Origin of the sequence: Planotetraspora phitsanulokensis (assembly GCF_016863295.1) — a bacterium.
In the GTDB taxonomy this organism is placed as follows: Bacteria; Actinomycetota; Actinomycetes; order Streptosporangiales; family Streptosporangiaceae; genus Planotetraspora; species Planotetraspora phitsanulokensis.
The window spans coordinates 22,653-39,579 of sequence record NZ_BOOP01000043.1; the positions used below are offsets into that span (position 1 = coordinate 22,653).

General features: G+C 70.6%; 14 protein-coding genes and 1 pseudogene. 6 read left to right on the forward strand and 9 right to left on the reverse strand.

The features are described from left to right. The first annotated feature begins 112 nt into the window (after nt 1–112). A complete protein-coding gene (locus Pph01_RS36710; protein ID WP_204077837.1) occupies nt 113–1,486 on the forward strand; it encodes a phytase in 1,374 nt (457 codons plus the stop codon). A gap of 29 nt (nt 1,487–1,515) precedes the next feature. Here Pph01_RS36710 and Pph01_RS36715 read toward each other — a convergent pair whose 3' ends face one another. Then, on the reverse strand, nt 1,516–2,616 hold the full coding sequence (locus tag Pph01_RS36715) for an ROK family transcriptional regulator (RefSeq protein WP_204077838.1): 1,101 nt from the start codon (nt 2,614–2,616) through the stop codon (nt 1,516–1,518). Between the two features lie 119 nt (nt 2,617–2,735). Here Pph01_RS36715 and Pph01_RS36720 point away from each other — a divergent pair, with 119 nt between their 5' ends. Beyond that, a complete protein-coding gene (locus Pph01_RS36720) occupies nt 2,736–3,977 on the forward strand; it encodes an MFS transporter (protein WP_204077839.1) in 1,242 nt (413 codons plus the stop codon). A gap of 34 nt (nt 3,978–4,011) precedes the next feature. Here the strand turns inward: Pph01_RS36720 and Pph01_RS36725 are convergent, their stop codons facing one another. From Pph01_RS36725 to Pph01_RS36740, 4 genes are all read right to left on the reverse strand, one after another. Further along, nucleotides 4,012–4,947 (reverse strand): sulfite exporter TauE/SafE family protein, encoded by a 936-nt coding sequence (locus tag Pph01_RS36725; RefSeq protein ID WP_204077840.1) that lies wholly within the window; start codon nt 4,945–4,947, stop codon nt 4,012–4,014. A gap of 259 nt (nt 4,948–5,206) precedes the next feature. Further along, nucleotides 5,207–5,491: a hypothetical protein gene (locus Pph01_RS36730; RefSeq protein WP_204077841.1), complete on the reverse strand. Its 285-nt coding sequence runs from the start codon at nt 5,489–5,491 to the stop codon at nt 5,207–5,209. Continuing rightward, complete coding sequence (locus tag Pph01_RS36735; RefSeq protein WP_204077842.1) at nt 5,488–5,925, reverse strand: DUF4190 domain-containing protein; 438 nt, start codon at nt 5,923–5,925, stop codon at nt 5,488–5,490. The genes Pph01_RS36730 and Pph01_RS36735 overlap by 4 nt, the downstream gene beginning before the upstream one ends. Before the next feature lie 313 nt (nt 5,926–6,238). Beyond that, a complete protein-coding gene (locus tag Pph01_RS36740; protein ID WP_204077843.1) occupies nt 6,239–7,486 on the reverse strand; it encodes an extracellular catalytic domain type 1 short-chain-length polyhydroxyalkanoate depolymerase in 1,248 nt (415 codons plus the stop codon). Nucleotides 7,487–7,744: 258 nt separating this feature from the next. Here Pph01_RS36740 and Pph01_RS36745 point away from each other — a divergent pair, with 258 nt between their 5' ends. Next, the gene (locus Pph01_RS36745) at nt 7,745–8,632 is read left to right on the forward strand and encodes a DMT family transporter (RefSeq protein ID WP_204077844.1); all 888 of its coding nucleotides are present in this window, start codon (nt 7,745–7,747) and stop codon (nt 8,630–8,632) included. Nucleotides 8,633–8,652: 20 nt separating this feature from the next. Here the strand turns inward: Pph01_RS36745 and Pph01_RS36750 are convergent, their stop codons facing one another. After that, nucleotides 8,653–10,695 (reverse strand): catalase, encoded by a 2,043-nt coding sequence (locus Pph01_RS36750; RefSeq protein WP_239117292.1) that lies wholly within the window; start codon nt 10,693–10,695, stop codon nt 8,653–8,655. Nucleotides 10,696–11,018: 323 nt separating this feature from the next. On the opposite strand from Pph01_RS36750, the pseudogene Pph01_RS36755 reads away from it, so the two are divergent. Together Pph01_RS36755 and Pph01_RS36760 are read left to right on the forward strand one after the other, a co-directional pair. Further along, nucleotides 11,019–11,243, forward strand: a pseudogene (locus Pph01_RS36755) (WhiB family transcriptional regulator); the annotation flags it as partial. Between the two features lie 52 nt (nt 11,244–11,295). Continuing rightward, nucleotides 11,296–12,639 (forward strand): serine/threonine-protein kinase, encoded by a 1,344-nt coding sequence (locus Pph01_RS36760; protein WP_204077846.1) that lies wholly within the window; start codon nt 11,296–11,298, stop codon nt 12,637–12,639. Between the two features lie 63 nt (nt 12,640–12,702). Here the strand turns inward: Pph01_RS36760 and Pph01_RS36765 are convergent, their stop codons facing one another. Both Pph01_RS36765 and Pph01_RS36770 read right to left on the reverse strand, forming a co-directional pair. Then, nucleotides 12,703–13,053, reverse strand: coding sequence for a DUF1801 domain-containing protein (locus Pph01_RS36765; RefSeq protein ID WP_204077847.1), 351 nt, complete (start codon nt 13,051–13,053; stop codon nt 12,703–12,705). A 76-nt stretch (nt 13,054–13,129) separates the two neighbouring features. Next, on the reverse strand, nt 13,130–14,575 hold the full coding sequence (locus Pph01_RS36770) for an MFS transporter (RefSeq protein ID WP_204077848.1): 1,446 nt from the start codon (nt 14,573–14,575) through the stop codon (nt 13,130–13,132). 72 nt (nt 14,576–14,647) lie between these two features. On the opposite strand from Pph01_RS36770, the gene Pph01_RS36775 reads away from it, so the two are divergent. Beyond that, a complete protein-coding gene (locus Pph01_RS36775; RefSeq protein WP_204077849.1) occupies nt 14,648–15,133 on the forward strand; it encodes a MarR family winged helix-turn-helix transcriptional regulator in 486 nt (161 codons plus the stop codon). Nucleotides 15,134–15,198: 65 nt separating this feature from the next. Here the strand turns inward: Pph01_RS36775 and Pph01_RS36780 are convergent, their stop codons facing one another. Then, the gene (locus Pph01_RS36780) at nt 15,199–16,908 is read right to left on the reverse strand and encodes a sensor histidine kinase (RefSeq protein WP_204077850.1); all 1,710 of its coding nucleotides are present in this window, start codon (nt 16,906–16,908) and stop codon (nt 15,199–15,201) included. Nucleotides 16,909–16,927 lie beyond the last annotated feature (19 nt).

The window sequence follows — 16,927 nt, forward strand, 5'->3', positions numbered from 1 at the left end:
GAGGGGCACAAGATCCGGAACGCCAAGCTTGTACGGAATTTCCGGCGCGGTTCATCCTGCATTCCGTTCCGGCGCGGAAGATCGGGCGACATCCCCTGACTGGAGGAGTGCGATGCGCCCCCTGACCGCACTGGCACCCGCAGCCCTGATGATCGGTGTGCTCGGCGTCGCCGCCGTCCCCGCGACCGCCACGGCCACATCCTCGCCCGCCGCGAAAGCTCCCGCGAAGGCCGCCTCGAAGGACCTCCCCGCCGTCGCGCCCCGGGTGGAGACTCCCGCGTTGTTCGACGACGAGGCGGGCGGCAACGCCAACGGCGACGACCCGGCGATCTGGGTGCACCCCACGACACCGGCGAGGAGCGTGGTCGCCACCACCGCCAAGGAAGGTGGTCTGTACGTCTACGACCTGGACGGCAGGCAGCTCCAGCACATCCCCGCGCCGCCCGCGCCGGGTGAGGACGACGAGCCTGGTCGACTGAACAACGTGGACGTGGTCTACGGGAGCCCGTCCGCCGCCGGGCGGCCGGATCTGCTCGTCGCCTCCGACCGCGGCTCCGACAAGCTGCGCGTCTACCGCGTCGATCCGGGAGAGGCGGCCCGTGGCCGGGAGCCGCTCACCGATGTCACCGACCCCTCCGCGCCGTTCATCTTCAACGCGACGCAGACGGAGGTGAACGACGCCGAGACGGTCTACGGTCTCGCCACCTGGAAGCGGGCCTCGGGCACGTATGTCGTGGTCAGCCGGCGTCACACGACGCGGCTCGCGTTGCTCAAGCTGGTCGACGCGCCTCATGGGAAGGTCGGGTACAAGCTGCTCCGCACCATCGACCTGCCGTCGAGCTTCACGCTCCCCGACGGGGGTCGTTGGAGCCCATGCGACGAGCCGGGCGTCGGCCCGCAGGTGGAGGGCATGGTCGTCGATGCCGAGACCGGCACCTTGTACGCGGCCCAGGAGGACGTCGGCGTCTGGCGCATGCCCGCGGACCTCACCGGCCGGCCGGCGCTGATCGACCGCGTCCGCGAGTTCGGCGTGCCGGCCACCTTTGACGCGGCCACCGAGGAGTGCGTCCCCGGCGCCGACCCCGGTTTCGGCGGACACCACCTGGCCGCGGACGCGGAGGGCCTGACCATCTACTACGGCAAGAACGGCAAGGGCTACCTGATCGCGTCCAGCCAGGGCGACGACACGTTCTCCGTCTACGGCAGGAGCGGCGCGAACGCCTACATCGGCTCGTTCCAGGTCGGCGACCACGGCGCCGTCGACGGGGTGCAGGCGAGTGACGGCGCGATGGTGGTCAACGTGCCCCTCGGCCGGAGCTTCCCCAAGGGCCTGTTCGTGACCCACGACGGTGCCAACACCCCCGAGGCGCTCGACCCGGAGGGTGAGGAGCGCGAGAACACCGACTTCAAGTACGTCAAGTGGGACGACATCGCCGGCCGGCTCGGACTGGACGTGGACACCAGGAGCTGGAACCCGCGCCGCTGACGTCGCTCACCCCGGCCGGCCGCGGTCCTTCACACGTGTGCGGCCTGCCGGGGTGAGGTGAGCGGGCCGTACTTCTCGTTGAGCACCTGCATCGCGGCGCCGGCGGCGATCACGTCGGTGCCCAGGGCGGACGTCGTGACCTCGGCGGTGAGCCAGTCGACCCGGGGCACCTCGTCACGGACGGCCGACCGCACCGCGTCCAGATAAGCGTCGGCGTGGGGGAGCAGGTCCGCGCCGGCGAGCACCACATGGTCGACGTCGATCGCCTGCAGCAGGTTCACGACGCCGACGGCCAGGACGCGTGCGGCGGCGTCGACGTCGCCGCGCGCGCGGGCCTGGTCGTGCACGATCTCCAGGCAGCCGCGCCGGCCGCACACGCATCGCGGGCCGTCGAGCTGGACCACCATGTGGCCGAACTCACCGGCGTTCGTGTGCGCCCCGCGATAGGCGCCGCCCCCGAGCCACAGGCCGGCGCCGATGCCGGACTCGACCATGATCAGTACGGCGTCGCGGAACTCCGTGCCCCGGCGCCACGCCTCGGCGGTGACGCCCGCGGTGACGTCCTTGTCCATCAGGACGGGGATTCCGAGACGTTCGGCGGCCAGGTCGCGGAGCGGCACGTCGTGCCAGTGGCGCAGTCGGTGCGCGTCGCGGACGACGCCCTCCGCGTGGTCGAGCGGGCCGACCATGCCGATTCCGACCCCGACCAGCCGCCCGGCCCTGCACCCGCCGGAGAGGGCCGCGACGCCGTCCGCGAGGTCGTCGAGCAGGCGCTGCGGGGTGAAGTCCTCGGGCAGCGGGGTGAGGATCGTCTGCAGCACCTCGCCGGCCAGGTCGGTCAGGACGAGCCGAAGCGTGCGGCGGGCGACGTGCGCCCCGATGGCGTAGCGGCTGTCCGGGACCAGGTGGTAGACGCTCGTCGGCTTGCCGACGCCCTGCCGCCGCACGCCGTCCGGCTCCACGAGACCGGCCGCCAGGAGGCGCGCGATCACCTTGGAGACCGCCTGCGGCGTGAGGCCCGTGCCGGCGGCGATGGTCGCACGGTCGAACACGTCCGTGCGGCGGGCGATCGCGACCACCAGCGCGTCGTTGTAGTCGCGCAGGTAGTCCAGATCGGCTGCTTTGTCCACCCTGCCAGCGTATTACGCAACAGCGTTGCTATTCTAGGTACCGCACTGACCTCGAGCTTCTCGGCCGCCTTTCTCCGACACAAGGCCGGCAGTGCTTTCCTCGATCACGAAGGTTTCGCATGAGCCCCCTCACCCCGGCGCAGCGCTGGTCTGCGCTCCTCGCGCTCGCCCTCGGCGGCTTCGCCATCGGCCTGACGGAGTTCGTCGCCATGGGCCTGCTGCCGGACATCGCGGGGAGCCTGCTGCCCACGGTTTACGCGCGGTCCACGTCCGAGGCCGTGGCACAGGCCGGCTGGATGATCAGCGTGTACGCGCTCGGCGTCGTCGTCGGCGCCCCGCTGTTCGCGGCCTTCACCGCCCGGCTCCCGCGCAAGAAGATCCTGCTCGGGCTCCTGGTCGTCTTCATCGTGGGCACCGCGGCCTCGGCGGCCGCCCCCACATTCGGGCTCGTCCTGGTCGCCCGGTTCGTGGCCGCGCTGCCGCACGGCGCCTACTTCGGCGCCGCGGGGCTGGTCGCCGCCTCGATCATGGGCCCGGGCAGCCACGGCAAGGGCTTCGCCGTCTCGCTGGGCGGCCTGACCGTTGCCAACGTCATCGGCGTGCCGGTGATCACGCATATCGGTCAGTCGGCCGGGTGGCGGATCGCCTACCTCATCATCGCGGTCATCTTCGCCCTGACGCTGTTCGCCGTGCTGGCGACCGTGCCGGCGATCGCCGCCCACCCGAACGGATCGGCCCGCAGCGAACTGCGCGCCTTCCGCGCGCCGCAGGTGTGGCTCGTCGCGGGCATCGCGTCGATCGGCTTCGGCGGCTTCTTCGCGATCGACAGCTACATCGCCCCGGTGACCACCCATGTCGCGGGACTGCCGGCCTCGACGGTCCCCTGGGTCCTCGTCGCGGTCGGCCTCGGAATGACCATCGGCAACGCCGCGGGCGGGTGGGCGTCGGACCGCGACCTGCGCCGGGCCATGCTCAGCGGGTTCCCCGTCTTCATCGCCTCGATGGTCGTCTTCGCGCTCGTCTCCCGCTGGACGGCCGGGCTGTACCTCGGAGCCTTCCTGGTGGGAGCCGCGAGCCTGTTCCTCGGCCCGGCGTTGCAGTCCCGCCTGATCCAGGTGGCCCCCGGCGCGCAGATGATGGGCGCGGCCGTCAACCAGTCCGCGATGAACATCGCGAACAGCCTCGGCGCGCTGCTGGGCGGTGTGGTGATCGCGGGAGGGCTCGGCTACGTCGCCCCCACCTGGGTCGGAGTCGGTCTCGGCCTCTTGGGGTTCGTGCTCGCGGGCGTCAGCTACGCGCTGGAGTCGCCCCGGAGGCGTACGGCGGACACGCCGCTCCCGGAGCCTGCAGAGGCACGGTGATCCGCGGGCCGCTGCGGGGGAGCGGCGGACCCGATCAGGCGGTCGAGGCCTCTCCGGCCGCACGGCGACCCATTTCCGCCTCCACCGCCTCGACCGACTCCGTGGCCTTGTCGCGGTGGTACTCCCGCCAGGAGTAGGCGATAGCGGCGGCCCAGACGACCGCGATGCCGATGTAGGCGGTGGCCTGTACGGACCCGGGGGCGTCGACCAGGTCGCTGCGCAGCAGCGTGCGGACGTTGGTCAGGATGATGACGCCGCCCACCGCGGATCCGAGGATGCGCGGAGGGATGTGGCGGACCAGCCAGGCCGCGATGGGCGCGGCGATCACGCCGCCGAGCAGCAGCACCGCGACCCAGGCGAAGTCGATGTTCTCCGAGCCGATGCCGACGAGGAACCCGACGCTGGCGGCGATGGCGACGAGGAACTCGCTGGCGTCGATCGACCCGATCACCTTGCGCGGGGCGAGCCGCCCGCTGGCCAGGATGGCCGGCGTGCCGACCGGGCCCCATCCGCCGCCGCCGGTGGCGTCGATGAACCCGGCGACGAGGCCGAGGGGGGCGAGGAAACGCCTGCGCAGCGGCTTGCCCAGGTTGCCGCGCGGCAGGCCGAAGGTGGTGAACCGGATGAGGACGTACAGGCCGAGTGCGAGCAGGATGATCGACATGATCGGCGCCGCCACCTCGGTGGACAGGCTGGACAGGAACGTCGCGCCGGCGAACGCGCCGGCGGCTCCCGGCACGCCGATCCTGGCGACGACCTTCCAGTCGATGTTGCCGAAACGCCAGTGTGAGACGCCTGAGGCGAGGGTGGTGCCGATCTCCGCCAGGTGGACGGTGGCCGAGGCCGCGGCCGCGTTGGTCCCGATCGCGAGCAGGAGCGTGGTCGAGGTGACTCCGTACGCCATGCCCAGGGCGCCGTCGACGAGTTGGGCGGCGAAACCCACCAGTCCGAGCAGAATGAGCGAACGCACCCCGCCCCCTTCCTACTATTTCAATCGTTGAAGTAGGAATTATCGTGAATTGCACACTTCGTATCCGTCAAGTCACGGTTCGGATTTTTCGGAAAAGGCCTGGTCGGGCCGTATGCGCCGTTGAGGGCTCACCGTTCCCCGTGGAGGCGGCCTCACACACGGGCGGGTTCGCCGGCGCTCACACGGTTCTTTCCGGCGCCCGTTCCGCCGAGCATGTCCATGGTGGGACCTGAGCGGAGCCGGTCGCTGCGCTCGTTCGTCACCCGGCCTGTAAATCGATCTCGATGCGACACATTCCAAGGGGCCCATCGGAAGTCGCCTCGCGGGCCGCCCGGCCGTCCACCTTGATACGGCACGTCAAGCTGTCAGCGGCGTTCGGGTCCCGCAGCGCCCACAGCGACAGAGCAGAGATGTGACCGGACACCTGGACGGTCCTGCGATAGGGAAGCGGCACGCTGGCCTTCTCCTTCATGTCCAAGCCCACGGACTGCACGATGACCCCCGCCCGGGACGCGCCGTGCTCACCCTCCACCTCGAACGTCACAGTGTGAGCGCCGGCCACGGCCTTGGCCGGGTCGGCCCGGTAGAAGGACTTACCGGTGCCTGGGCCAGGACAACGGAGACCCACACCCAGTAGATGATCCACAACACGGTGAAGACCCAGCCGAGAACGGTCCCGGCCAGGGCCATTCCACGCCCGCCGGTGTGATCGCGGCGGATCTGCCCAAGGGCGACGAGGCCGAGCACCGCCGCAAGGATGCTGGTGACCCCGCAGGTGATGAACCCGGTCAGTCCGAGGATGAGGGTGGTGATCGCCAGCCCGTTGGTCCGGCGGTGAGGAATCGCCGGGTGGTGGACGTAGGGCTGGCCGTACGGGGTGTACATGTGCTGTCCGGGCCAGTACAGATACACGTACCCCGGCGCGTCTGGCTGTACTTCGGGCTGGTCGGGCCGCTCGGTCACGACGGAACGTTCCATTCACGGATTGCTGTGAAGCAGGCGTATCGAGGGAGGCGCATCTCTACCCGGGAAGGTTGAGCACGGCCTCATCATGGACGAACAGTCCATGCCAATGGATCATCCCGCCGGTAAGGACGCCCAGAGTTCACCCGTAGTTCGAGCAACATCGTTTCGAACCGGCCCCAGGGCGGTTTCGAGACGCGCGTCACATTCGCCCATGTCCGCATGACGAGGAGTACCTGGCCGGGACCGCCCGTCCCGGCTCGCCTGATCGGCGGCACACGCCCCGGGCACCTCTCGCTGGGTGCCCGAGGGCGTCGGTTCAGCGCACCTAGCACTCGCCGTCGGCGAGGACCCAGTAGTTGGGGCTGGTCTGCTTGAGGGCGTGGGTCGTGAAGGTGTTCCACAGGCCCATGGCGTCGTTGGAGCCGTTGGCGAAGGTGTAGCCGCCGGACTGGTGGGCGCGGCCGGCGGTGGTGTGGGCGTAGTTGCTGGCCCGGACGCAGACGACGGGCCCGGTCGGCGTCGGAGTCGGCGTGGGCGTGGGGGTGGGGGTGACCGTCGGGGTCGGCGTGGGGGTGGGCGGGGTCCCGCCGTCGAGGCCGAAGAAACGGGCGTCGTAGTAGGCCGAGCAGATGGTGTCGAGGAAGTACGCCGCTGCGGTGCCGCACTGGTCGGGGGCGCCGCCCGGGTCGACCGGGAGGCCGTGGCCCATCCCGGCGATCTCGTACAGGCGGACGTCGTCGTTCCCGTACACCTTCAGCGAGGTGCCGCCGGGCAGTGACTGCGTCGAGGTGGCGGTCTGGGACACGCCGCGCACGTTCGTCCACTGGTCGCGCAACTGCGTGCCGTTGGCCGGGGTGACCGTGTAGTCGGCCTGTCCCTGCCAGACGGCCACGCGCGGGTACGGCCCGGAGTAGCCGGAGTACGCCCCCCGGACCAGGTCGCCCCACTGCTGCGGGGTCTTGGCGGTGGCGTTGTACTGGCATCCGGACGCCTGGAGCAGACTGGCGGCGCAGCGGTAGGCGAGCCCGGCACCGATCGAGCCGCCGGCGAAGACGTCCGGATAGGTGGCCAGCATGACCGCGGTCATCGCCCCTCCCGCCGACAGGCCGCTGACGAAGATCCGCGAGGGGTCGCTTCCGTACTCGGCGACCGCGTGGGCGACCATGGAACGGATGGAGGCGGCCTCGCCCTGGCCGCGGGCGGTGTCGCCGGTCTCGAACCAGTTGAAGCAGCTCGACGAGTTGTTGGCGCTGCTCGTCTGCGGCACCACGAGGGCGAAGCCCCACTGGTCAGCGTACTTGCGCCAGCCCGAGTTGGCGAAGTAGCCGGCGGCGTTCTGGGTGCACCCGTGCAGGAGCACCACGAGCGGGCGGCCGTTGGCCAGGCCGTCGGGGCGGTAGCCGTACATTGTGAGGTTGCCCGGGTTGCTGCCGAAGGAGGTGACCTGAACCAGCGACGCCGCCCGTGCGGGGCTCGCGTTCAGGGCCGTGACGAGCAGGCCGGACAGTGCGAGGAGGACGGCGAGGAGGGTGAGGACCGCTCGTGACGGTCGGGCTGGGAGGGGTGTGACCATGGGGGGCTCCTTGTGACCTGGATCACTGGTCCTTTCCGCGCACGGTAGAGCTCTGGACACGGTTCCGACATGTTCGTGAAACACACTTTTCGCTTCGATGTCATGGTTCTGGTGATGTGTCCGACTCGCCGTTAATGGCCCAACATGACGCTTTCGTGAACTCCGCATGGGGGTGGCCACGGAAGAGGGCGGGTACGCGCTCCAACACTGCGAGCCGGTCGCGTCCATCGTCCGGGACCGGCGACGACGAAGGTTTCCATGATCAGTACAGTGCTCATCGGTCTCGCGGCGGCCTGTCTGCTCGGGCTGGGCTTCGTGGCGCAGCAGCACGCCGCCTACACCGAGCCGCTCGGTGAGATGTTGCGGCTGCACCTGCTCCTGGACCTCGTCCGCAAGCCGCTGTGGTTGTGCGGGGTCGCCGCGATGGTGGGCGGCCAGATCCTCGGCGCGCTGGTCCTGCAGCGGGCCGACATCGCGCGGGTGGAGCCGCTCCTGGCGACCAACCTCATCTTCGCGCTCGGCGCCGCGGCCGTCGTCTACAAGGAGCGCCTGGGCTGGGTGGAGTGGCTGGGTGCGGTGCTGGTCAGCGGCGGGGTCGCCGTCTTCCTGGTCTTCGGGCAACCGCACGGCGGCGAAGCCCCCGGGCCCGGATCCCCGGTCTGGCTGTCCGTCCTCGGCGTCCTGATGGCGGCGGCGGCGCTGGTCATGATCGCGCTCCGGCTCGACCTGCAGACCAAGGCGATGTTGCTGGCCGCGTCGGCCGGGATGTTGTACGGCCTCCAGGACGCCCTCACCCGGGATTCGCTGCTCACGCTCGCGCAGGGGTCGCACGCGCTGGCGGCGACGTGGCAGCCGTACATGGTCGCGGTGGTCGCCGTGATCGGCATCCTGCTCAACCAGAGCGCGTTCGACGCCGCGCCGCTGCGGATCTCCCTGCCGGCGACGACCGCCGCCGAACCGATCATCGGGATCGTGCTCGGAGTCGCGATCTTCAGTGAGCACCTCCGCGTCGATGCGGGGGCGCTGGCGGGGGAGGTCCTCGGTCTGATCGCCCTCGTCGTGGGCATCGTCATCCTCGGCCGATCGCCGTTCCTCGCCAAGTCGGACCGCAACCGGGAGCAGAGTCCCGATCCCGAGCGCCGGTGAGCCCGGTCGCCGGTCCGGGGTCAGGCGGCGACCGCGTCCACGTCCCTGTCGAAGACGCGATGATCGGCGATCACGCCTGCGAACGCCGCCGCGAACTCGTCGCCCGACGTCTCCGGCCCGACGACGCCCTGGCGCCCGGGCAGGGCGGCGGCCTCCAGCAGGGCCTGGCCGTCGGGCAGCGCGGCGATCGCCTTGCCGTGCTTGAACGCCTCGCGGACGAAGTGCACCGCGTGGCCGTTCTCCGCCAGTTCCCCGCCGTCGGCGAGCAGGACGGCGTCGTACAGCACGGAGGACACCGCGCTGAGCTGCCTGTCCACGGGGAGGGGGCCGACCCGTCCCTCATGGGACGCGACGATCTCGCAGACGGCCCCCTTCTCCTCCAGCGCCGCCCTGAGCTCCCCGGCCCGGTCCAGGTCGGCGGCGTCGGCCACCAGGAAGGCGATCTTCCTGGTCGCGATCGAGTCCCGGGGGGAGTTGGCCTGGCTGAGCGCCGGGGAGGTCCTGCCGTGGTTGGGCGTGGTGGCGGCGGGGGCCGGCACGCCCAGCCCCGCGGCGACCTGCCCGGCCAGGCCGGCGTCGACGTTGGCCAGCCGCTGGACGACCTGCTCCTTGATGTACCGGCGCTCCACGTGCCCGAGTTCGAACAGGAACGCCTCGACGATGTGCCGTTTCTCCCAGCTCGACATGCTGTTCCAGAAGAGGGTCGCCTGGCTGTAGTGATCCTCGAAGCTGGGGCTTCGCTTGCGGATCTTGTTGCCGTCGACGCGTTCCTGGTAGTGCCGGTAGACGCCCTCCATGTCGCCGCTCAGCACTCCGGACATCGGGCAGCCGCCGCTGATGGAGTTGGGCGCGTAGCTGGTCCTGCTCCGGTGGATGATCTGCTGGTTGTAGCCGTCGCGCTGATCGTTGTTCACGGGGGCGATCGGCCGGTTGACCGGGATCTGCGCGAAGTTCGGCCCGCCCAGGCGGATGAGCTGGGTGTCCAGATAGGAGAAGTTCCTGGCCTGCAGCAGCGGGTCGTTGGTGAAGTCGATCCCCGGCACGACGTTGGCGGTGTGGAAGGCCACCTGCTCGGTCTCGGCGAAGAAGTTGTCCGGATTCCGGTCGAGGACCATCCGGCCGATCACGCGGACCGGGACGATCTCCTCAGGAATGATCTTCGTGGCGTCGAGCAGGTCGAAGTCGAAGCTGTGCTCGTCCTCCTCGGGCACGAGCTGCAGGCCGAGCTCCCATTCGGGGAACGCGCCGCGCTCGATGGCCTCCCAGAGGTCCCGCCGGTTGAAGTCGGGGTCGTTGCCCTGGATGCGCAGCACCTCGTCCCAGACGAGGGAGTGGGTGCCGAGGACGGGACGCCAGTGGAACTTGACGAACGTGCCCCGCCCTTCCGCGTTGACCAGGCGGAACGTGTGCACGCCGAACCCCTGCATCATGCGGAAGCTGCGCGGGATCGCCCGGTCGGACATCAGCCACATGACCATGTGCATGATCTCCGGTTGGAGTTGCACGAAGTCCCAGAACGTGTCGTGGGCCGACTGGGCCTGTGGGATCTCGTTGTGCGGCTCGGGCTTGACCGCGTGGACGAAGTCGGGGAACTTGACGCCGTCCTGGATGAAGAAGACCGGCATGTTGTTGCCGACCAGGTCGTAGTTCCCCTGGCGGGTGTAGAACTTCGTGGCGAACCCGCGTACGTCGCGGACGGTGTCGGCCGAGCCGCGCGACCCGGCCACCGTGGAGAAGCGCACGAAGACCGGCGTGCGCGCCGACGTGTCGCACAGGAAGTCGGCGACGGTGTACTCGGCCAGCGACTCGTAGAGGTGGAAGTACCCGTACGCTCCAGCGCCCCGCGCGTGGACGACGCGTTCCGGGATGCGCTCGTGGTCGAACCGGGTGATCTTCTCGCGGAAGTGGAAGTCCTCCAGCAGCGTCGGGCCGCGTTCGCCCGCCGACAGCGAGTTGTCGGTGTCGTCGACCCGCACACCCTGGTCGGTGGTGAGACGGCTGCCCTCGGAACCGACCCGGTAGCCGTCGAGTTGCCGCTGCTTGTCGTCGTTTCCGTCGGCCACGGGATCCCCCTCAGGAATCGTGCGTACGAAGGCACCCGTACCCCGCGCGGCCTCGGCACACGGCGGGGTGCGCTCCATGGCGGGGTAATTTGGGTCCTCGATCACGTCCCCGGTCCGGCATTTCCGGATGAGGTGTTCTCGCTGTCCGGAAAGGGGTCGGGATCTCCGGAGCATCATCCGCGGGCTTCAACTTCCTGCGAGGCCGGTGGCGAGTTCCGGGGCAAGGGGGGAAGGGGCCGCCATTTCGTTTCTCATGGAATCCACGATTTCCGTGAGAAACGAAAAGGCCGAGGCTGTAGGAGCGGTCCACCACGGCCGCTGAACAGACGCCGGACCTCTTCTTCCCGATCGGCGGCTCCACGCCCGCGGGGGACGTCGCGACTGCCAAGGCCATATGCGCCCGGTGCCCCGTCCGGCGGGACTGCCTCGACTTCGCCCTCACGACCAGGCAGAGGCATGGGATCTGGGGCGGGATGACCGAGGACGACCGGGACACCCGGGCCCGTGGTGATCTTCGTCGCCGACGTTTCGCGAGGTCCACGCCATGAGCGGGGTCACGGGCGGGGAATGCCCCGGCGAAGCGGGGGTAGCTGGCCCTTCATGGCCGAATCACAGACCGGTGGACGACTGGTGGCGGGGCGGTACCGGCTGATCGAACCGCTGGGAAGCGGCGGCATGGGGACGGTGTGGCGGGCCGCCGACCGCGTCCTCGGGCGGGAGGTCGCGGTCAAGGAGCTGCGCGGCCCCGCCGAGCTCGCGGGGCCCGAGCGGGAGGCGTTCACCCTGCGGACCGTCCGCGAGGCCAGAGCCGCGGGCCGGCTGAACCACCCGGGCGTCGTCGCCGTCTACGACATCTTCGAGGACTGCGGCCATCCCTGGATCGTCATGCAGCTGGTGCGGTCGTGCACTCTCGGGTCCCTCGTCCACGACGAGGGACCGCTGCCGCCCCGCCGGGTGGCCGAGATCGGCGTGCAGCTCCTCGCCGGCCTCCAGGCCGCGCACGCGGCGGGAGTGCTCCACCGTGACGTGAAGCCGGACAACGTGCTGATCACCGACGAGGGCCGTGCCGTGCTGACGGACTTCGGCATCGCGACGCTGGAAGACGACTCGCCCGTGACCCGCACGGGCACGCTGGTCGGAACTCCCGCGTTCATCGCCCCCGAACGGGCCTCCGGTGGAAGCGCCCAGCGGGCGTCGGATCTGTGGTCGCTCGGCGTGACGATGTTCCTCGCGGTGGAGGGGCGATCTCCCTTCCAGCGCGGCAACGCGCTCGCGACGCTCGCCGCCGTGGTGTACGACCACCACGGACCCCTGCTCCGGGCCGGGGCGCTGGCCCCCGTCATCGACGGGCTGCTCGCCAAGGACCCGGCACGCCGGCTGGGCGGAGCCGAGGCGGAGTCGTGCCTGCGGGCGATCGTGGAGGGCGCGCTGCCCGAGCACGCGTCCGTGCCCACCGTGCCCAGGCCCGCTGCGCCCCCTTCCGCTCAGACGCTGCCCGTCGTGTCCGTTCCCGCGCAGAGGCCGTCCGCGCCCCCTTCCGCACCCCCATTCGTGTCTCCGTCCGTGTCTCCCCAGGCGAGGCCGGGAACTCCCGGCGCGACCGTTCCCGGACCGGCGCTCCCGGTACGGCGGAGCAGGCGATGGAACCTCGCGGCCGCGACGGGAGCTCTGGTCGTCCTCGTCGGGCTGGCGGCGGGCGGTATGGCCTATCTCACCGCCGGTCGGCCGCCGGGCGGGACGGTCCCCGGCGTGAGCACGCCCACGGTCACCGTCTTCAGGATCCGCTCGACGCCACCGGCGCCCGAGGACGAGTCGCGACCGGCCGTTCGGCCGCCGGGGGATCCGGCCGATGAGCCCGGCCGCCAGAGGCCGACGCGTCCGCACGAGAAGAAGGACAAGGCGGAGAGGGGGAACTCCGGCAAGGGTCTAGGGGCCGGAGAGTGAGTCAGGGCCGCGCCGCCGAGGGACGGCGCGGCCCCGGGGAACGAGCCGGTGCGAGGCTCCGGCTCACTCCTGGTCGAGCCGGACGGCCTGCCCGATGTAGTCGCGCAGGGCGTCCTCGTTGAGGGCGTCCGCTTTCTTGATCTTGACGTGGCGGGTGGTCTTCCCCACGCCCTCCAGCAGGCCGAACTCGTCCTTGAACTCCGCGCCCCTGGCGAAGGCGAAGGTGATGTGCGTCTTGCTCGGACTGATGATCGCCAGAAGCTTCTTCCCCTGCCACGCGGGGGACCCCCGGCTGATCACCTCCTCCGCGCCCGGAGCGTTCTCCTTCATGAGCTCGCGGAGCGTGCCGACGATGCTCTGGTGTTCCGGAAGGACCTTGGTCCTGACGAACTCGTCGACGGCTTCGTTGGGCATGGGCGGGACCTCCTTTGCTTGGCGACCATGGTCACTTGATCACGATGAGGGAAGGACGCGCAACGCGTTCGCCGGATTACGGAGCCGAACTGCCGACGGGAGAGGGCGTGCCGGGGTCGGCCTCGGCCAGGGCATGCCGGGGGAGGAGGAGGCTCAGGGGGCAGGACAGCGCCGCCAGCCCCGCGGCGAGCAGCAGGCTCCGGGCGCTCGCGTCGGCGTAGGCCGCGGACTGGACCCCGTGTTCCGAGGTCAGCAGACCGAAGAACAGGGCGCCGAGTGTCGCGACGCCGACGGCGGAGCCGAGCTGAAGGGTGGTGTTGACCAGCCCGGACGCCGACCCTGCGTGGTCGGCGGGGACGCCGGACAGAGTGATGGTCACGAGAGTGGCCGACACGAGGGCCAGCCCCAGGCCGGCGAGGACCAGGCTGGGGGCGAGGTGCCAGGCCTGCAGGGCGTCGCCCGCCCCGCCGACGGTGAGGATCATCCCGAGGATGCTCGCGGCCTCCACCACCGTGCCGGCGGTGACCACCGTACGGCCGAGCCGGGGAACCAGGCGCGCCGCGGCGCCGGAACCGGCGATGACCCCGAGGGCGAACGGCAGGAAGGCCAGCCCCGTTCGCAGCGCGCCGAATCCCAGACCCGCCTGCAGATGGAGGGTCAGGACGAAGAAGTAGCCGGTGGACGCGAAGAAGACCAGCGCGACCAGGAGTCCGGCGACGACCGGGCGGGCCCGCAACAGCCGTGGGTCGACCAGCGGGGAGGCGCCGGCGCGGGCTCTGCGTCCCTCGTGCACCCAGAACACGGCCAGCAGGGGGACGGACGCCGCCATGGCGAGGAAGGTCCAGATCGGCCAGCCGAGCTCACGTCCCTGGACGAGGGGGTGAACGAGGGCGAGCAGCCCCAGGGTGACGAGCACCGTGCCGAGCGGGTCGAGGCGCGGCCGCCGGTCCGCCCGCGACTCGGTCATGAGGACGGCGGACCCGGCGAACGCGAGCACGCCGACGGGAACGTTGATCAGGAAGATGGTCCGCCACCCCCACCCGAAGAGGTCGGCCTCGGTGAGCAGCCCTCCCAGCAGCGGACCGCTAACCCCGCCGAGCGCAAGCACCATGCCGTACAGGCCGAAGGCCCGGGGGCGCTCGTCCCGGCGGAAACCGACCTGGATGACCGTGAGGAGCTGCGGAATCATGATCGCCGCGGCCGCGCCCTGGACGGCGCGGGCGGCCACCAGCACGCCCGGCCCCGTCGCCAGGCCGGACAGGGCGGAGGCGGCGGTGAAGCCCGCGACGCCGATCAGGAACATGGTCTTGCGGCCGTGGACGTCGCCGAGCCTGCCGCCGGTGATCAGGGCGAGGGCGAACGCCAGGGTGTATCCGGCGGCGACCCACTGCAGGGCCGTGTCGCTCGTGCCGAGATCCCGCTGGATCGAGGGGAGCGCGACGGTGACGATCGTGGTGTCCAGCAGGTCCATGTACGCGGCGATCAGCATGACCGCCAACGCCGGCCAGCGCCTGGAGTCCATACCATATCCTCACTGCTCGAAGAGATTTAGCTTAGTGAGCTAAATCTCTTAGTAAGCTAAGGGGAATTGGTGATGGTGTCAACGCCGGGACGTGACGCTGTGCTGAGCGACGTCCACGAGGGCCTGCGGTCGTTCACGGCCTACGCGGTGCTCCTCAGTCACGTGGTGGCCGAACGGCTCGGCCTGAGTGCCACCGACTCGCGATGCGTCGACCTCCTGAACAGGCACGGCCCGATCACCGCGGGCCGGCTGGCCGAGCTGACCGGCCTGACCACCGGCGCGGTGACGGGGATCGTCGACCGGCTGGAGCGCGCTCGCTTCGTGCGGCGGGACAAGGACCCCGCCGACCGGCGCCGCGTGATCATCCGGCTCGTGCCGGAGCGCGAGAACGCGGCCTTCGCGGAGCTCGCGTCCATGACCGGCCGGGTGGACGAGATCCTCGCCCGCTATGACGACAGGGAGCTGGCCGCCATCGCCGATTTCCTCAAGCGGTCGGGGGCGGGGACCGCGGAGGAGATCGCCCGGCTGCGTGAGGCAACCGAGAAATCTACAACGTAAAGGCTGACGCGCCCTGAGCCCGCGTCAGCGTGGGTCTCGACGAGGGCCGCTTCGATGGGCGCCGCTCACGCGGGGTCTCCTTCCCGAGCGGGCACCGCCCCGTCGTCGCCTTCGCCCTCGCCTTCGCCCTCGCCCTCGCCTTCGCCTTCGGGCAGGGCAGGGGCGGCGGCGGCGGGGAGGGTGAAGCGGATGCGCGTGCCGTCCGTGTGATCGGTGTCGATCCAGATCTCGCCGCCGTGGAACTCGACGATCTTCTTGCAGAGCGCGAGGCCGATCCCGGTGCCCCCGTAGGCCTCCCTGGTATGCAGGCGCTGGAAGATGACGAAGACCTTCTCGGTGAACTCGGCACCGATGCCGATGCCGTTGTCGGCGACGCTCAGCCGCCACATCCCCGACTCCGGCTCCTGGGCGCAGTCGACGCGGACGACCGGTGGGCGGTCGGCGTGGCGGAACTTCACCGAGTTGCCGAGGAGGTTCTGCCACAACATGGTCATCAGGTTCGGATCGCCGACGACCTCGGGCAGGCGCCGTGGGCGTTCGATCCGGCCGTCCGACTCCTCGATCCGGCCGGCCAGGTTCGCCAGCGCCGAGTCCAGGGCGTCGTCGAGGGCGACGCGCACGCGGGCGTCGTTGACCCGGCCGACACGGGAGAAGGTGAGCAGGTCGTTGATCAGGACCTGCATGCGCTTGGCACCGTCGACGGCGAAGGAGATGTAGGTCAGTCCGCGCTCGTCGAGCTTGTCCGAGTAGCGCCTCTCCAGCATCTGGCAGAACGAGGCGACCTTGCGCAGCGGTTCCTGAAGATCGTGGGAGGCCACGTAGGCGAACTGCTCCAGTTCGGCGTTGGAGCGGCGCAGCTCGACGGCCTGGGCGTCCAGGTGCGCCGCCTGCTCGCTGAGGGCGGCCCGTTGCTCCTGCGAATCGTGCAGCGCCTCGACGATCCGCCCGCGCATCGCCTCGACGTCGTGGGCCACGTCGCGGAGGTCGGCGGGGCCCTGGGCCGGGATGTGGTGGCCGAAGTCGCCCCAGGCCACTCGTCGGGACGCGGCGCGCAGAGCGCGCAGGGGCCGTCCGACGGAGAGGTGGAACAGGACGGCGAATCCCAGGCCGGTCAGGACGAACAGGCCCAGCATCGCGGTGAACGCCCAGTCGCGCAGGGTGCGCATCCGCACGAGGTCGTCCCTGGCGTGCGCCCGAGCCCGGTCCAAGTGATCGTTCTGGGCCTGGAACAGGGCCCGGATGCGGTCGAAGGCGAGTTTGCCGGCGTCCAGTTGCGCGTCGTCCGGCCTGGCGCCGGACCGCACCGCCGCGATGACGGGTGTCGCGTACGTGCGGCGCCATTGCGCGCCCGCCTCGCGGATGGCGGCGACGTCCGCGGCCAGGTCCGGCAGATCGCCGACCAGGGCGGTGGTCTGCCGGGCCTCGTTCTGCTCAGTGGCCACTCCCGTGGTGTAGGGCTCGAGGAAGTCGGGGGCGCCGGTCAGCAGGTAGCCGCGCACGCCGGTCTCCTGGTCGATCAGCGCGCTCTGCAGGCGCGCCGCCGAGGTGCGGGCGGGAGCGATCCGGTCCACCAGCTGGTCCGACACGCCTGCGGTCCGATTGAGCAACCAGGCGCCGATTCCCGCGCAGATCAGCACGAGGACGGTCATGACGCTCAGCAGCACGTAGACCTGCGCCTGCGTGGTGAGCCGGTGCCGGCCGCGCCCGGGGCCGCCGGGAGCCGGCCGCTCGGCGTCCGTGCTCTCCGGCGGTCCGATGTCGGGGCTCCCGTGCATGGGGGCAAACATAGCCGCC

Excerpts from the sequence above, each read along its gene's own strand:
- Pph01_RS36710 (WP_204077837.1), top strand. The coding sequence starts at position 113 with ATGCGCCCCCTGACCGCACTGGCACCCGCAGCCCTGATGATCGGTGTG.
- Pph01_RS36720 (WP_204077839.1), top strand. The coding sequence starts at position 2,736 with ATGAGCCCCCTCACCCCGGCGCAGCGCTGGTCTGCGCTCCTCGCGCTC.
- Pph01_RS36735 (WP_204077842.1), bottom strand. The coding sequence starts at position 5,925 with ATGGAACGTTCCGTCGTGACCGAGCGGCCCGACCAGCCCGAAGTACAG.
- Pph01_RS36740 (WP_204077843.1), bottom strand. The coding sequence starts at position 7,486 with ATGGTCACACCCCTCCCAGCCCGACCGTCACGAGCGGTCCTCACCCTC.
- Pph01_RS36745 (WP_204077844.1), top strand. The coding sequence starts at position 7,745 with ATGATCAGTACAGTGCTCATCGGTCTCGCGGCGGCCTGTCTGCTCGGG.
- Pph01_RS36760 (WP_204077846.1), top strand. The coding sequence starts at position 11,296 with ATGGCCGAATCACAGACCGGTGGACGACTGGTGGCGGGGCGGTACCGG.
- Pph01_RS36765 (WP_204077847.1), bottom strand. The coding sequence starts at position 13,053 with ATGCCCAACGAAGCCGTCGACGAGTTCGTCAGGACCAAGGTCCTTCCG.
- Pph01_RS36770 (WP_204077848.1), bottom strand. The coding sequence starts at position 14,575 with ATGGACTCCAGGCGCTGGCCGGCGTTGGCGGTCATGCTGATCGCCGCG.
- Pph01_RS36775 (WP_204077849.1), top strand. The coding sequence starts at position 14,648 with ATGGTGTCAACGCCGGGACGTGACGCTGTGCTGAGCGACGTCCACGAG.
- Pph01_RS36780 (WP_204077850.1), bottom strand. The coding sequence starts at position 16,908 with ATGCACGGGAGCCCCGACATCGGACCGCCGGAGAGCACGGACGCCGAG.